Origin of the sequence: Parachryseolinea silvisoli (assembly GCF_021190955.1) — a bacterium.
In the GTDB taxonomy this organism is placed as follows: domain Bacteria; phylum Bacteroidota; class Bacteroidia; order Cytophagales; family Cyclobacteriaceae; genus Ohtaekwangia; species Ohtaekwangia silvisoli.
Genome location: NZ_JAIOAO010000005.1, coordinates 65278 through 81859, shown reverse-complemented (window position 1 = coordinate 81859; position 16582 = coordinate 65278). Strand labels below are relative to the sequence as shown.

The window sequence follows — 16582 nt, the reverse complement described above, 5'->3', positions numbered from 1 at the left end:
AGTACGTGTCCCTAACGTGAGGATGACGCAAAATAGAGAAAATTCATTGATCCATTCATCCGCTCTTTTTTTAACCGGTAGGATTGTCGTCCTAAAACCGAAAAGCATTGATTAATAAAGTCCGTCCTACAATTAGGACATAAGCCCTAATCGTGTTATTATTGTTAAGAAATCGGTTGCGGGAACGGTAATCCGATCAAATCTTAACCTAATACCATATGAATAGATTCTACTGTAAACTGGGCTTTTTAGCGGCGTTGTGGCTGCTGACGAGCCTGCCGGGGGTGGGGCAGACCCTAACGGTCAAAGGGGTCGTGCGCGATGAATCGGGCGAGACGATGCCCGGTGTGAACGTCGTCATCAAAGGCACGACGGAAGGAACTACCACGAACGCTGACGGTGCCTTCACCCTTGCGGTGCCGGATGCCAACAGTGTGCTGGTGTTCTCGTTTGTAGGCTACAAAGTACGGGAAGAAGTAGTGGGCACACGCCAGTCACTGAACGTCGTTATCGAGCCCGACATCTCGAGTCTCACGGAAGTGGTTGTTGTCGCCTACGGTGAAAAGCAACGAAAGGAAGCCGTAGTAGGCTCGGTGACGAGCGTGCAGCCGTCGGAGCTCAAGATTCCGTCCAGCAACCTGACCACCGCCATGGCGGGACAGATTGCGGGTGTTATTGCCTATCAGCGTAGCGGCCAACCGGGCCAGGACAACGCCACCTTCTTTATTCGCGGCGTAACCACTTTCGGCTATCGCCAGAATCCGCTTATTCTGATTGACAACGTAGAGCTCACGTCCTCCGACCTGGCGCGCTTGCAGGTAGATGACATCGCGAGCTTCTCTATACTAAAAGACGCCAGCGCCACGGCCTTGTATGGTGCACGCGGTGCGAACGGTGTGATCCTCGTCACGACCAAGCAAGGGAAAGAAGGCACCGCCAAGATCAATTTCCGGTTGGAGAATTCATTCTCGCAGTCAGCCCGCACGCTGGCACTGGCCGACCCGATCACCTATATGAATTTGTATAACGAAGGAGTGACCACGCGCAACCCGCTGCAAAGCCCGGAGTTCGATCACAACAAGATTATCAATACCCAGGCGACCCTGCGCGGTGCTCCCGGCAGCAATCCGTATGTATACCCCGCCGTAGACTGGCTCAACCTGCTGTTTAAAAAACGCACGTCGACACAACGCGCCAACCTCAGCGTCAGCGGTGGTGGTGGTGTAGCCCGGTATTATATCGGTACGTCGTATAACGTCGACCACGGCATTCTACAGCAGGACACCCGCAACAATGCCGACAACAATATCAAATTCCAGAATTTTCAATTACGCTCCAACATCAACATCGATGTAACCAAGACGACGGAGCTGATTGTGCGCCTGTCCGGAAACTTTAACGAATACAACGGACCGCTTTCCGCCGACGGCTCATTCTCAACGGACTTGTATAATTATGCCGTGCACACCAGCCCGGTATTGTTCCCGGCATACTACGAGCCGGATGAAGCCAATCGCAATGCGAAACACATTTTGTTTGGAAACATTTCGCGCTCGGGGAATAACAACAACATCGACTATAATAATCCGTACGCGGCCATGTTGCGCGGGCACAAGAACTCGTCCGAGTCGCGCATGTCGGCACAGCTGGAGGTCCATCAGGACTTTGATTTTATAACAGAGGGGCTGTCTTTCCGCGGCATGTTCAGCACCAACCGCTATTCGTACTTCGATTCGCAGATGGCCTATTCGCCATTTTATTATAATATCGCGACGTATGATAAAGCTTCCGGAGACTACAACCTGTTGTGGTTGAACCCGAACCCTACCGGCAACAACGTTGCCACCGAATACCTGAATTACAGTCCCGGCCGTCCGGACCTCAGCACCTATATCTATTTCCAGGGTGCGTTGGACTACACCAAAACGCTGGGTGACCACACCCTCAACGGCTTGCTGATTGGCACGCGGCAGCAGAACCTCAACTCCAATGCCATCGATCCGAAGACGAAGCAGCCCAGCCTGCAATATTCGTTGCCGTATCGCAACCTGACGTTGGCGGGACGTGCCACCTATTCGTATAAGACCCGCTACTTCGCGGAATTTAACTTTGGCTACAACGGGTCTGAGCGCTTCTCGTCCGATCATCGGTTTGGCTTTTTCCCGACTATCGGGGCGGGTTGGGTGATCTCGGGAGAAGAATTTTTTCAAGACGCCACGAACATCGTCAGCTACCTCAAGTTGCGCGCCAGCTATGGCCTGGTGGGGAACGATGCGATTGGTAACCAACGGTTCTTTTACCTGTCAGACGTCAACCTGAACGGGGGTGGTAACTACGCGCAGTTTGGTCTCAACAATGGCTATCAACGCGACGGTGTCTTTATTCGCAACTACGAGAATCCCGATGTAACGTGGGAGACTTCCCGCCAGGTAAACGTAGCGCTCGAAGCGACATTTCTGCAAAACCTGACCGTCATCGCCGAGGTATATAATCAATACCGGTATAACATCCTGATGCGGCGTTCGGATATTCCCAGCACCATGGGCCTGGAAGTACTGGATGATGCCTGGCCCAGCGCCAACATCGGTACCGCGCGTTCACGCGGACTGGACCTGTCGCTCGATTACAAGAAAAACTTTGCCGGCAACGGATTCCTGAGTGCGCGCGCCAACCTCACATATGCGCAAAATAAGTACGTAAACTACGAGGAGCCTCAATATGAAGAGGCCTACCGCTACCGCAAGGGGCAGCCGATCAACCGCGAGTACGGGTACATTGCCGAGCGTCTTTTTGTCGATGATAAGGAGGCGGCCAACTCGCCGTCGCAGATCTTCTCCACCAATGGTATTGCACCAAAAGGAGGTGATATTAAATACCGCGACCTCAACAACGACGGGATCATCGACGGTGCAGACCAAACCTTCATCGGTTTCCCGACGACACCCCAGGTGGTATATGGTTTTGGTTTTTCTGCGGGGTATCACAACTTCGATTTATCAGCCTTCTTTCAGGGCCAGGCCCGTGTTTCGTTCTTTGTTGATCCCAGACGCACGAGCCCGTTCATTCCAAGCCCAGATCCCTACATTGGCGGCAACACCCAATTGCTGACGGCGTGGGCCGACAGCCATTGGTCGGAAGAAAATCAGGATCTGTACGCACTATATCCGCGCCTGGGTACGACGACACAAGAGATCGAGAACAATTTGCAGAACAGTACGTGGTGGATGCGTGATGGTAGCTTCATGCGATTAAAATCAGTCGAAGTGGGCTATACGCTTCCCCGCCAGCTTGTCAATCGCTATAAGCTCTCCAACTGTCGCATCTACTTCAGTGGCCTGAATCTGCTCACCTTTAGCAAGTTCAAAATGTGGGATCCGGAGCAAGCAGGTCAGGGCTTCAACTACCCGATCCAAAAAGTATACAACGCGGGTATTAACATCAATATCTGATCGCATCATCCCTATGAAACGATTAACAGCCTTTATTTGTACGCTCGCAGCGCTGCTGTTGGGTGTGTCGTGCTCCGATTACCTCGACGTGACGCCTGAGAACGTCGGAACACTGGAATATGCTTTTCACAACCGGAACGAAGCCGAGAACTATCTCTTCTCGTGTTATGCGTACCTGCAACGCGGCGCGGACAACGTGACCAACGCAGGCTTTACGACGTCGTCAGAGATTATCTATCCCAACAACTTGTCGCAGCATCCCATCAACGAGACCGGGTTTAACCTGATCCGCGGTACGCAGAATGCAGGATCACCCGGGCTAAACAGCTGGGACGGCGAGAACGGAAATTATAGTATGTTCCGCTCCATCCGCATCTGCAATACCATGCTGGAAGGAATCGATCAGCCGATCGATCTGTCGCCCGCCGAAAAGACGCGGTGGATTGCCGAGGTAAAGTTCCTGAAAGCATACTATCATTATTTGCTGGTGCGCAAGTATGGTCCCGTGCCGATTGTCGATAAAAATATTCCTATCTCGGCAGAAGTGGAAGACGTGCGCGTGAAGCGTGAGCCCCTGGACTCGGTCTTCCACTATATCGTGCGGTTGTTAGACGAGGCTGCGGTAGATCTGCCACCGGTCATTACAAACCAGGCACGTGAACTGGGGCGTGCCACACGCCTCATCGCGCTCTCGGTGAAGGCGGAAGTATTGATGACAGCGGCCAGCCCGTTGTTTAATGGCAACCCTGACTACGCCGACTATAAAGACAAGGATGGCGTGGTACTATTCCCGCAAGCGTACGATGCCGGTAAATGGGCGCGGGCGGCAGACGCCTGCCGCGAGGCGATTCAGGCGTGTGAAGAACAGGGCCTACGGTTATATACCTTTATTCAGCCAGCCAACATTTCCAACCTGCCCGAGGCCTTGCGCCAGGTGCTGACCATCCAGAATGCTGTGACCGAGCGTTGGGATTTGAATTCGGAGCTCATCTGGGCACTTAACCCCACGTTTGACCACCAGGGCTATGCTACTCCACGGATGACCAAATTGGCTGCCGTCAACATATTCTCGAACCCCTCGACCTTTGCCGTGCCGCTGTCGACAACCGACCTGTTTTATACCGAACATGGTGTGCCCATTCAGGAAGATAAGAATTGGGATTACGCCAACCGGTACGACATACAGAGTGGTGGTCCCGACACACGTTACTACATCCAGCAAGGATATCAAACAATCCGGGGACACTTTGGACGGGAGCCACGCTTCTATGCCAGCCTGGCGTTTGACGGTGGCATCTGGTATGGCAACGGCCAGTTGGATCCGGATAAATCGTTCTACGTGCAGGCGCGGGGTGTATCGGGCCTCGCCGGACCGAAAGATCGCAATACCATTAACATCACAGGCTACTGGCCGAAGAAACTGGTGCACTATCTGTCGGTATACGATGACGGCTTTCAGCCCGTGCATTTCCGGTTGCCTATGATGCGGCTCGCCGGATTGTATTTATTGTATGCAGAAGCCCTGAATGAGGTCAACGGCCCGGGCGAAGAAGTATATACCTATCTCAATGCCGTACGCCTGCGGGCCGGACTGCCGACTGTGGAGGCTGCGTGGTCAGCGCATTCCACCCATCCCAACAAATATCAAAATCAGGATGGCTTGCGTCAGATCATTCACCAGGAACGACGCATCGAGCTGTGTTTTGAAGCCCAGAGCGGGTGGGATCTCCGGCGCTGGAAAGAGCTGCAACAAGTGCTGAGCCGGCCCATGCAGGGATGGAGCGTGTACGAAGAAGAACCGTCACGGTATTATCAGCCGACCACCGTGATCATTCCCAACTTTGGCCTGCGTGACTACTTATGGCCGATCAAACAAAACGCCCTGGTGGTTAACCCCAACCTGGTTCAAAATCCTTACTGGTAACATCATGCTTATGAAACAGAATGTTTATTTTATATTCTTGCTGCCGGTCCTGTTCCTGGCGCTGCTGACAGCCTGCGAGGAAGGCGGCCGTTACGTAGACCCGGTATCGACCGACACGTCAAAACCGCTGCCGGTCTCGAACGTGGAAGTGCATAACTTCCACGGCGGCGCACACATCACCTATACATTGCCAACCTCTGAAAACCTGCTCTACGTGCAGGCGGAGTATAAGATCAACGACGTAAAAACACGCCAGGTCAAGTCGAGCTATTACTCCGACACGGTCACTGTACGTGGCTTTGCGCAAAGTCAGGACTACGACGTGACCCTGTGGGCCGTAAGCCGCGCCAATGTAAAGTCCGACCCTGTCGTCGTAAAAGTGCATCCGGATACGCCACCCTATCTCATGATACGTCCTACACTCGAGATCTCGCCCGATTTCGGTGGTTTGAACATTATCGCCAGGAATCCATTGGAGGAAACGGTCGGCATTGTGGTCATTACCTATGACTCGGTCACACAACAACAGGAGATCGTGGACCAACTGTATACCGCTACCGACTCGATTAATCATTCCGTCCGCGGCTTTCGCGATATACCACGTTCCTTCGGTGTCTATATAACAGATGAGTTTGGTAACGTGTCCGATACATTGCGGCAGGAGCTCACACCGCTGTTCGAGCAGGTACTTGACAAACAACAGTTTTTTGCGTACAAACTGCCCAGCGATAACGAGATTGCCTACGGCTGGGATCTTCCGTATTTATGGGACAACAAGGTGGACGCATACTCCGCTGGATGGCACACTGCGCCTGGCGGGCCGCTGCCCATCGTCTGCACATTTGGATTGGGCGGTAATTTTCAGTTAAGCCGCTTTGTCCTCTACGAACGTACCGCGGAGTTTACGTATAGTCACGGCAACCCCCGTACGTTTACGCTGTGGGGATCATCGGTGAGCTCGCCGCAAGACGCTGTGTTACCGCTTACCTCTGAAATAGGGACAGTTGTGGGGGACTGGGTGAACCTCGCGAATTATAAGTTTCCCGAGCCGCCGTCAGGCCTGCCACCCGGCGCGACAAATGCACAGGATGCCGCCTTTGTGCTGGCGGGTATAAACTTCAACGTGCCCATTAACAGTCAGCCCGTGAAATTCGTACGCCTCGCCGTTTCGGAAACGTGGTCAAACGGTGACTTTGCGCACGCCATGGAAATTACCCTCTTTGGTAAACCTGAATAATACCTGAAGATTAGAAGACTACTATTATGACGACACGTATAAAAATCTTTATCATAGTGCTGGTAGCCGGTCTGGCGGCCTGTGAGTCGCTCGATACGGACTATGAGTCCTTCCTGCACGACGGCGAAATTGTATACCCCGGGGTGCCGATCAACGTCTTTTACCGCCCCGGTAATCAGCGCCTGGCGCTGGCGTGGCAGCCGAGCCCCGATCCCAGTATTGTGAAGTATATGGTTTATTGGAATAATCACCGCGACTCACTCGAAGTAGAGGCCAGCAGCCACGATCCGGCAGATACCATGACCGTATCCATTCCAGGACTTCAGGAGTATGTATACAACTTTACCGTTCACGCGTATGATGCGAAGGGACACAAGTCCGTTCCCCTGGAAGTAGAGAACGCCCGTGCCTACGGGCCGGTGTATGCGGCCAGCCTGTTTAACCGGCGGCCGGATGGCCAAGCCTATACCATGGACGGAAACAATATCCCAACATTGCATTTTGTACAAGGCGATACAATTCACGTCGCAACGGTGGTAGAGTATACCAACCAGGCGGGTGTACGCGTCGAACAGTCGCTGCAGGGTGAAGGTACCGCCGTGACGTTAGACGGTTACCAACCGGGCACGGTCGTTCGCTACCGATCGTCATACATTCCCGTAAGCAATGCCATCGACACCTTTTACGTCACGCGTTACGATACATTCCCGCCCATTCTCACGCCGTTGAACAAGGCGTTGTTTAGCGAGGTACATTTGCCCAACGATGTGAATGTCTATGAAAGTGGCACGAGTGTGAGCAAGCTGTGGGATGGTAGCGTGGGACCGCAGGGTTACCCCAACATCTACCATAGCGATGGCAATTCCGCCATTCCACATCACTTCACATTCGACCTTGGACAGGTTTTTGAAAACCTCGCGCAACTGGAAGAAACCGGTCGTGATTGCTGCAATAATCCCGACCGTTTCGAAGTGTGGGGAATTGACGATCTGACCGATGCCGAAACAACCCTGCCGGGGAACGATCCGGGGTGGAAGGATGAAGCAATAGCCAAAGGATGGACCTTATTGAGAGAGGTGACCCGTAACGATGATGGCAAGGCTCCTTTCAAGGTCGATTTGCTGGAGGGAGCTCCTCCGGTACGGTATATCCGCATCCGGGTGCTCCATGTTACGACCAACGACAGCTACTACAGCAATATGAGTGAGTTGACCTTCTGGCGTAAATAACGTAAAACGTTGTCTTTCTGTATGTTCCAGATTTCCGCAAACATTTGCATAACCGAAATGAGTAGAATTATCATTCCAGCGCCTATTATTCGTACAAAACAAACTGTCCTGTCCATGTTCTTGCGACTTTTCTTGCCGACCCTGTTGGCATTGACACTCCACATCACAACGTTCGGGCAACAAGCGCCCCTGCGCCTGTGGTTTGACAAACCGGCCCGCCAGTGGGAGGAAACTCTGCCCCTCGGCAACGGGCGGCTGGGCATGACGCCCGACGGCGGCGTGGCCGAAGAGAAGATCGTATTGAACGACATCACCCTGTGGTCCGGCGCACCCCAGGATGCCAACAACTACCAGGCGCATAAACAGCTGCCCGAGATCCGGCGCCTCATTCTCGCCGGACGCAATGACGAAGCGCAAGCACTCGTCAACAGCGACTTCGTGTGTACCGGCAAAGGCTCGGGCGCCGAGCCCTTCGGTTGTTTTCAGACGTTGGGTGACCTGGTGCTGAAGTTCCAGTATGGTACAACGGCCGGGGCCTCGGCGCAACCGCAGGCCTATACCCGCCAGTTGTCGCTGCAAGATGCTGTGGCCAACTGCTCGTTCCAGGTCAACGGTGTGACCTATACCCGCGAATATTTCACCAGCTTTGGCGACGACGTCGCCGTGGTACACCTGACGGCGAGTAAGCCTGGACAGTTGTCGTGTACGATTGGTCTGAACCGTGCGGAACGGTCTGCAACAACGACGCTGGACGCTTCTACACTGCAGATGACCGGTCAGCTCGACAATGGCACCGACGGCAAAGGCATGCGCTATAAAGCGCTGGTAAAGGCCGTGGCGAAAGGCGGGAAGCAACGCGCAGTGGGAAATGGTTTGAGCATCGAAGGAGCTTCGGAAATCACACTGTTTATCTCTGCGGGTACGGATTTTCACGATACGGGCTTTGAATGGCGTGTACAGCAACAGTTGGAGACCGCGGCCAAGCGTCCGTATATACAGCAAAAGAAAAAACATATTGTGGCCTATCAGGCGCTTTATAACCGTGTCACGTTTGCCCTCGATGGTCCGCAAAGCACGGCGACCACCGACGTTCGCCTGGAGAATTTCTTAAAGGATCGTACGGCTGACAACGGGCTGCCGGTATTGTTTTTCCAGTTCGGTCGTTACCTCACGATTTGCAGCACGCGCGTGGGCCTGCTGCCACCGAACCTGCAAGGCCTCTGGGCGAAAGATATCCGCACGCCCTGGAACGGCGACTATCACCTCGATGTGAACGTACAAATGAACCACTGGCCGGTAGAGGTAGTAAACCTGTCCGAACTGAACTTGCCGCTGGCGGAGCTGGTGCGGGGACTGGTGGAACCGGGACAACGCACCGCGAAAGCATACTACCAGGCCGAGGGTTGGGTGGCACACGTCATCACTAACGTGTGGGGCTTTACCGAGCCGGGCGAAAGCGCTTCGTGGGGTGCGGCCAACGCCGGTTCCGGCTGGCTGTGTAATAACCTGTGGGAGCACTACGCCTTTACGGGTGACCGCCAATACCTCCAAAGTATCTATCCGATCTTAAAAGGATCGGCGCAGTTCTACAGCAGCGTGCTGATGCACGACCCGACAACGGGTTGGCTGGTGACGGCGCCGTCGGTGTCGCCGGAAAATACATTCTACCTGCCCAATGGTAAGCATGCCAGCATTTGCATGGGCCCGACCATCGATAACCAGATCGTGCGCGAGCTCTTTACAAATGTGATCACGGCGACAAAGACGCTAAACGTCGATGCCGAATTTCGGAAGCAGCTGGAAGAGAAGCTCGCCAACGTGCCGCCCGCCGGGCGTATTGCGTCCGATGGGCGCATCATGGAGTGGTTACAAGAATATAAAGAGACCGAGCCGACCCACCGCCACATATCACACCTCTATGGCCTGTATCCGGCATCGCTGATCACGCCGACGGCTACTCCCGCGCTCGCAGACGCCGCCCGTAAAACGCTAGACGTGCGTGGTGACGACGGACCCAGCTGGACGATCGCCTATAAGCTCTTATTCTGGGCGCGCCTGCAAGATGGCAACCGCTCGTATAAATTATTGTCGGAGATACTCAAGCCTACGGTACAAACCCATATCAACTACGGCGCGGGTGGGGGCGTGTATCCCAACCTGTTGTCGGCCGGCCCACCGTTCCAGATCGATGGTAACTTCGGGGCCACCGCCGGCATCGCCGAGATGCTGATCCAAAGCCACGATGGCTTTATTGACTTACTGCCCGCGCTGCCGGACGTATGGAAGCAAGGCGGTACGGTCAAAGGGTTGAAGGCACGCGGTAATTATACCGTCGACATCACCTGGAAAGACGGGAAAGTAACGGCGTTTACCGTCCGCGCGCCGATGGGAGGGATGACCCGCGCGCGCGTAAACGGGGTCATACGCGAGGTGCCCGTAAAAAAGCACTGACCGGTAGATTTACTTATAACTAGTTCGCATGATAACAACCTGTACACGCAAGACCCTCGCTGCCTGGCTCATGGCTGCCTGGGCCTGCACGGCATACCCCGGTATGCAGGCCACCGGCCAAACCATTCCAATGGAGACCCGCAATACCGCGTTGGTGTTGCAGGCCGACGACAAGAAGAACCTGCAGATCCTGTACTACGGCGAGAAGCTCGCCGACGCGGCAGGCTATGCGCAAGTGCCGCAGGCCTATCGCCAGACCGCCGAGTATACCGGTGTCCTGGCTTCGGCCTATACACCTGCGGGATCGCGTAATCTCGCCGAGCCTGCCATTGCCGTTACTCATGCCGACGGCAACACGTCGCTCGACCTGCGCTACGTCACGCATACAAAACAGGAAGTAGCGCCCCAGGTGGCGTTGTACACGGTCACTTTGCAAGACCCGGTATATCCGTTTACGGTGAAGCTGTTTTACAAAGTATATACCCAGGAAGATGTCATCGAACAGTGGAGCGAGATCAGTCACCAGGAAAAAGGCCCGGTCGTACTGAACAAGTTTGCGTCCGCGAACCTGCACCTGAAAGCATCCGAGTTCTGGCTGACACATTACCACGGCGACTGGGCCAAGGAAATGCAGCCGGAGACGTCCCGCATCACGCATGGTATCAAAACACTCGACTCCAAGCTCGGCACGCGCGCCAACCTGTTCCAGCCGTCGGTGTTTATGATATATCCGGGCAAGCCGGCGACGGAAGAAGAAGGTACAGTATTGTACGGTGCGATGGAGTGGAGCGGAAATTTCCGCATCGATCTCGAGCTGGACTACCAGGATAACCTGCGCATCGTGGCCGGGATGAACAACTTTGCGTCGGCCTATACTTTGAAGCCCCGGGAGACATTTGCCACGCCGGCATTTGTCTTTCTGCTGTCGCATCATGGTAAAGGGGACGCCAGCCGCAAGCTGCATACCTGGGCGCGGAATTATAAGCTGCTCGATGGACATGGCACACGCCTTACGTTGCTCAACAACTGGGAGGCCACCTATTTTGATTTTAACGAGCAGAAACTGTTTGGGCTGCTGAAAGATACCAAGCGTTTGGGCGTGGACCTGTTCCTGCTCGACGATGGCTGGTTCGCGAACAAATATCCCCGCAATGGTGACACGGCAGGTCTTGGTGACTGGGGCGTGAACCGCACCAAGCTGCCCAACGGCATCAGCTCACTCGTGAAAGAAGCCGCGAACAACGATGTGAAGTTTGGCATCTGGATCGAGCCCGAAATGGTGAACCCCAAAAGTGAGCTCTATGAGAAGCACCCGGAATGGGTCATTCGTCAACCCGCGCGGGAGGAACATTACTTCCGTAATCAGTTGGTACTGGACCTGAGCAATCCTGCGGTGCAACAATTTGTCTTCCAGGTGGTCGACAACCTGTTTACCGAAAACCCGTCGCTGGCTTATATTAAATGGGATTGCAATGCGGTCATATTCAATGCTTATTCAGCGCACCTGAAGAATCAACAGTCACACCTGTACATCGAGTATGTGCGCGGGCTCTATAATGTGCTGGCGAAGATCCGCCAGAAGTATCCGAAGGTACCGATGATGTTGTGCTCGGGTGGTGGTGGTCGTGTCGACTATGCTGCGCTCCAATACTTTACAGAGTTTTGGCCGAGCGACAATACGGACCCGCTGGAGCGGATCTTTATGCAATGGGAGTATTCACATTTCTACCCGGCGATGGCAACGTCAAACCACGTGACGGCGTGGGGGAAACAGCCGCTGAAGTTTAAAGTCGATGTCGCCATGATGGGCAAGCTCGGCTTTGACATTGTTGTCGGCGAGTTGAAGGAGCAGGAGCTGACCTTCTGTCAGCAGGCCTTGCGCCACTACCATGATCTGAAGCAAGTCATTTGGCAGGGTGACTTGTATCGCCTGGCAGACCCGCGTCAGGGGAGCTTTGCTTCCCTGGTGTACGTGGACGCTACACGCGCCACCGGTGTTATGTTTAACTACCTGGTAAACAACCGATACGGTGAAGGAAGCCCCTTGCCTGTGAAGCTGAGGGGACTGGATCCGGCCGCGCGGTACACCGTACGGGAGATCAACCTGCTGCCGGGTACAACGTCCCCCGTAAACCCTGATGCCGTGTACACGGGCGACTTCCTGATGAAGGTAGGCATCAATCCACAGCTCACAACAGACAGGGCAAGCGTTGTGCTACAGTTTTCGAAGGTAACCCCATAAAATATTTTTATATTTTATCATAGTACACCCGGGCTGCACCCGGGTGTACTTTTTTGTGGCAAGTTCCGACGGAAAAATCGTTAAACGGCTGAATCATACAGCCATTTTCCGTCAGGCCCTCCGGGGAAACCAGTACCTGTAATGCCTTGTATAAAAACAAATGGTGCGTGGATGCTGCAAGTTGTTGGGCGTGAGTGTTGTAGCAAATCCATCAATATGCAAATCGAAAATATCCAACCTGACTCGTGTTAGAATGTACTTTTTAAAAAGATGGTGTAACGAAAATTAAATGGTTCTGAAAATCAGCAATCCGTAGTGCTTTATCCTCACCTCATGTGCCATTCCAGGCTTGTGTGGTGTGGCGTGGTTTTTGTAATTTTCCACGGCCGGGCTATATCGCCCGGTTGAATATTTTTTTTTAAACACAATAGACGAAAAGGTATGAGAAGATTCGACAGTTACCGGAGAGTGCTGCTCTCCCTGACAGTGGTTGGAATGTTAGCCACTGCTTGCGATGACAATGATGAGATTACGGTAGACCCTAACGCAGACTTCGATGTAGTGCTGGATGCTCCTGCTGAAACAAATGAGAATGTTAATGTGACTTCCAGCCAGGGATCTATTTTGGCAAAAGTACATTTTACCTCTACAGACAAAAGCATGAAGCGTTTGTACATCACAGAAAACGTGGGCGGTCAAGGTGAGGAAATATATGTAACGAAGGAGAAGGTTGATACCAAAGCAGACGGTTCGATTGACCTTACCGGCAAGAACGACAAGGATTTCGAATTCCAGTTTGAGCTTCCTGTACCTTCCGGGATCACAGCGGGTACCGTAGTATACAAGTTCTGGACAACTACCGGCAACGGTGACTTCCGCGACGTAGAGCAACGTAAGGCTGTTGGCCCTTCTACCATTACACTGGTATACGGCGGCCAAAATGAAGCAGCTGAAGTAAAGAGCTATAGCAATTTGAAACTGGCCGCCCCGCTGTTGGACGGTACGTCTAACACATTCGTGTCGGCGCTGGATGGCAAAATCTACAAGATCAGCCAGGGTGTAGAATTCGTTTCTTACTGGGATTTTGGTTATGTATACCTCATGGGTGAGGACAAGCACGCTACGCTCACATCGACGTCTGCTTATCTCACAAACGTGGTAAACATTCCAGAAAAAGCGGGCACAACTGCCGACGAGCTTAACAAAGCTTACTTCGCTGAAACTGACATGGACGCTGCTGCATTTGCGGCGGTGGATGCGTCTTCTGATCTGGCGGGCCTCTCGGTTACCACCGGCTCAAGCCAGAGCATATCGTTCCTGGAGGCTGGCGATGTAGTTGCCTTCATGACCCAGTACGGTAAAAAAGGACTGATCCACGTGGATGAAGTAAGCGGCACCAATGGCAGCGACGGCTACATCCAAATCGACATCAAAGTACAGCCGTAAGCAACCCTTACACCTGTAATCAATACGAAGTGAGCCGGTCCAATGCCGGCTCACTTTTTTTATGCGGACGGTTGTATCATGCCTTCTTTTTCGGAACTTCGCGATGTTAACCCGCTCATCATGGCTGCCACCGCTCCGACTCCTGTTTATAACATATACTACGATGCCGAACAAAGGCACATCCGTATGGATTGGAATGGCTACGCCACCAGCGCCCAGTTCCGCGAAGGCACCGAATACATGCTGAAACTACTGGTGGAGCACCGCGCCCATAAAGTATTAGCCGATATAAAAAGCATGACGCTGATTGGCCAGGAAGACCAAAACTACGTCAAGTTCAACTTCCTTCCCCGCGCCATCGAACGCGGCTTTCGCGCCATTGCCCTGGTGCGCCCCAGCAGCTACTTCAATGCCTTGGCGGTCGAGTCCATATCGTATCGCGTCCAACAAACCAGTGTCCAAATCCGCATCTTCGATTCTTTGGCGGAAGCCCAGGCATGGCTCCAGGAAACAGTGTGAGTGTGATTGCGGGGCGAACAGGCGTGCGAATCCGGTGATTTTAATCAAATGATTAAAAAACTTGACTAAATCTGAAACATCCACCATCTTTGCCCCGTACTCATACGTGCATGATGGCAAAAAAGAAGCAGGAGAATCCGGAAGCCAAAGACCTATCGACCGAAGAAAAGATAAAAGAAGCAGCCCGGGAGGTTTTTACAAAGAAGGGGTATGCCGCCACGCGTACGCGCGACATCGCTGAAGCCGCCGGCCTGAACCTGGCGTTGCTGAATTACTACTTCCGTAGCAAAGAGAAGCTTTTCGAGATCGTGATGATGGAGAAAGTACAGGCGTTATTCGGCATCATCGCTCCGGTCATAAACGACCCGGACACGACACTGCAAGAGAAAATGGAACGCATCGTACATACCTATCTGGACATGCTGACGAACAACCCGGACCTTCCTTTGTTTGTGCTGGGTGAACTGCGATACCAGCCGGAGGAGTTTGCGCGCAAACTGGGAGTGGCCAAGCTGTTGCGTGAGTCGGCGCTGGTGCAACAACTACGCGAACGAAAAAAGAACATACATCCGATTCATTTTATAATGAATATACTGGGCATGACCCTCTTTCCCTTCATCGGACGCCCTGTCTTCCAACACGGCGCCGGCCTGAGCCAGAAAGAGTTCGAAGCCCTGATGGAAGAACGGAGAAAGCTAATTCCCAAATGGGCAGAAGCGATCTTATCCATACGCTAAAATTTTTTACCCTACAGTTAATCAAATGATTAAATCGAATATTTAAAACAAATACTATTATGCGTTTTACTTTGTATTTGTCTCTATGGATGCTGACTTTCACAAGCGTCCCGCTACTGGCGAAACCTGGCGCGAGTGGTGACAGCCTCACGTTACAACAATGCTACACCCTCGCCCGCCGGCACGCCCCCCAGGCGCAACAGCAGGCATTACTTCAACAAAGCGCCACCTATACATTGGAAAACGCCGCCCGCGGCTACTTACCTCAATTCGCGCTTTACGGCCAGGCCACGTACCAATCCGAAGTCACGCAAGTACCCATCAACGTCCCCGGCCAGGACGTTCCCGTATTATCAAAAGATCAGTACAAACTTTACGGCGAAGTCCAACAAACACTCTACGACGGCGGCACCATCCACCAACAACGTACATTAACCCAAACACAAACCCGCGTCGACCAGCAAGGCGTAGAAGTTTCCCTCTATGCCCTCGAAGAGCGGATCAATCCACTATTTTTCGGCATCCTGATCGTCGACCGTCAACAGGTACAAAACGCGTTGCGGCAACAAGATATTCAGGCCGCACTCGACAAGCTGGAAGCCGCCGTCCGCCTGGGCACTGCGTTACGCAGCCAGGTAGATGTGCTACGATCCGAGCTGCTACAAGCCGGCCAGCAATCCGTGGAGCTGCGCGCTACGCGTGATGGCTACATTGCCATGCTCGCCTTGTTCATCGGCCAGCCGATCGCAGCCCAGACTGTATTCGTCGAACCGCCGGTGCCAACCGCTTCGGGAGGTGATCTATACCGTCCCGAGCTACAACAGTTTCGGTTGCAAACTGCCGTATTCGACGTACAGGAAAAGTCATTGGCCGTACGGAACCGGCCAAGAGTAAGTCTATTCTTTCAAGGCGGACTGGGCCGCCCGGCGTTAAACATGCTGAGCAACGAGGTTCGCGGCTATTATCTCGGCGGGGTACGCCTGCAATGGCAGCTCAGCGGCTGGTATACCGCCCGTAACGATGCTGCCTTACTCGGTATAGCACGAAAGCAGTTGACCGTACAAGAAGAGACCTTTTTGTTACAAACGCGCGTTACGCAGGCTCGACAACGTGCGGATGTGCAAAAATATGCGGCGTTGTTGGAAACCGACGATGCGATCATCGCCCTGCGTACGTCGGTGAAAGAAACCGCCGCCGCGCAATTGGCCAACGGCGTGATGGACGCACACGACTACCTGCGCGAGGTACACGCCGAAGATCAGGCGCGTCAGGCCCGTAACCTTCATGCCATGCAGGGGTTGATGGCGCACTATGTATTACAAACCACTACCGGAAGACCATAATTACA

10 protein-coding genes are annotated in these 16582 nt (G+C 53.4%); all 10 read left to right on the top strand.

All coding sequences use genetic code 11. The features are described 5' to 3' along the window. The first annotated feature begins 218 nt into the window (after positions 1-218). Positions 219-3449, top strand: coding sequence for a SusC/RagA family TonB-linked outer membrane protein (locus tag K7P01_RS25660; RefSeq protein ID WP_267297455.1), 3231 nt, complete (start codon positions 219-221; stop codon positions 3447-3449). A gap of 13 nt (positions 3450-3462) precedes the next feature. Further along, positions 3463-5373, top strand: a complete 1911-nt coding sequence (locus tag K7P01_RS25655; protein ID WP_267297454.1) for a RagB/SusD family nutrient uptake outer membrane protein — start codon at positions 3463-3465, stop codon at positions 5371-5373. Positions 5374-5383: 10 nt separating this feature from the next. Beyond that, complete coding sequence (locus tag K7P01_RS25650) at positions 5384-6610, top strand: DUF5000 domain-containing lipoprotein (protein WP_267297453.1); 1227 nt, start codon at positions 5384-5386, stop codon at positions 6608-6610. Between the two features lie 26 nt (positions 6611-6636). After that, positions 6637-7839: a DUF4998 domain-containing protein gene (locus K7P01_RS25645; RefSeq protein WP_267297452.1), complete on the top strand. Its 1203-nt coding sequence runs from the start codon at positions 6637-6639 to the stop codon at positions 7837-7839. A gap of 57 nt (positions 7840-7896) precedes the next feature. Beyond that, positions 7897-10290 (top strand): glycoside hydrolase family 95 protein, encoded by a 2394-nt coding sequence (locus K7P01_RS25640; protein WP_267297451.1) that lies wholly within the window; start codon positions 7897-7899, stop codon positions 10288-10290. A 28-nt stretch (positions 10291-10318) separates the two neighbouring features. Then, a complete protein-coding gene (locus tag K7P01_RS25635; protein WP_267297450.1) occupies positions 10319-12532 on the top strand; it encodes an alpha-galactosidase in 2214 nt (737 codons plus the stop codon). 441 nt (positions 12533-12973) lie between these two features. Next, on the top strand, positions 12974-13978 hold the full coding sequence (locus K7P01_RS25630; RefSeq protein WP_267297449.1) for a hypothetical protein: 1005 nt from the start codon (positions 12974-12976) through the stop codon (positions 13976-13978). Positions 13979-14098: 120 nt separating this feature from the next. Beyond that, positions 14099-14497 (top strand): STAS/SEC14 domain-containing protein, encoded by a 399-nt coding sequence (locus tag K7P01_RS25625; RefSeq protein ID WP_267297448.1) that lies wholly within the window; start codon positions 14099-14101, stop codon positions 14495-14497. 110 nt (positions 14498-14607) lie between these two features. Next, the gene (locus K7P01_RS25620; protein ID WP_267297447.1) at positions 14608-15234 is read left to right on the top strand and encodes a TetR/AcrR family transcriptional regulator; all 627 of its coding nucleotides are present in this window, start codon (positions 14608-14610) and stop codon (positions 15232-15234) included. A gap of 59 nt (positions 15235-15293) precedes the next feature. Next, entirely contained in the window at positions 15294-16577 is a 1284-nt protein-coding gene (locus K7P01_RS25615; protein WP_267297446.1) for a TolC family protein, read from the top strand. The last annotated feature ends 5 nt before the right edge of the window (positions 16578-16582 follow it).

Bases quoted from the DNA above. Each gene is read 5' to 3' on its own strand.
- K7P01_RS25630 (WP_267297449.1), top strand. From the start codon at position 12,974: ATGAGAAGATTCGACAGTTACCGGAGAGTGCTGCTCTCCCTGACAGTG.
- K7P01_RS25660 (WP_267297455.1), top strand. From the start codon at position 219: ATGAATAGATTCTACTGTAAACTGGGCTTTTTAGCGGCGTTGTGGCTG.
- K7P01_RS25645 (WP_267297452.1), top strand. From the start codon at position 6,637: ATGACGACACGTATAAAAATCTTTATCATAGTGCTGGTAGCCGGTCTG.
- K7P01_RS25625 (WP_267297448.1), top strand. From the start codon at position 14,099: ATGGCTGCCACCGCTCCGACTCCTGTTTATAACATATACTACGATGCC.
- K7P01_RS25650 (WP_267297453.1), top strand. From the start codon at position 5,384: ATGAAACAGAATGTTTATTTTATATTCTTGCTGCCGGTCCTGTTCCTG.
- K7P01_RS25615 (WP_267297446.1), top strand. From the start codon at position 15,294: ATGCGTTTTACTTTGTATTTGTCTCTATGGATGCTGACTTTCACAAGC.
- K7P01_RS25655 (WP_267297454.1), top strand. From the start codon at position 3,463: ATGAAACGATTAACAGCCTTTATTTGTACGCTCGCAGCGCTGCTGTTG.
- K7P01_RS25635 (WP_267297450.1), top strand. From the start codon at position 10,319: ATGATAACAACCTGTACACGCAAGACCCTCGCTGCCTGGCTCATGGCT.
- K7P01_RS25640 (WP_267297451.1), top strand. From the start codon at position 7,897: ATGAGTAGAATTATCATTCCAGCGCCTATTATTCGTACAAAACAAACT.
- K7P01_RS25620 (WP_267297447.1), top strand. From the start codon at position 14,608: ATGATGGCAAAAAAGAAGCAGGAGAATCCGGAAGCCAAAGACCTATCG.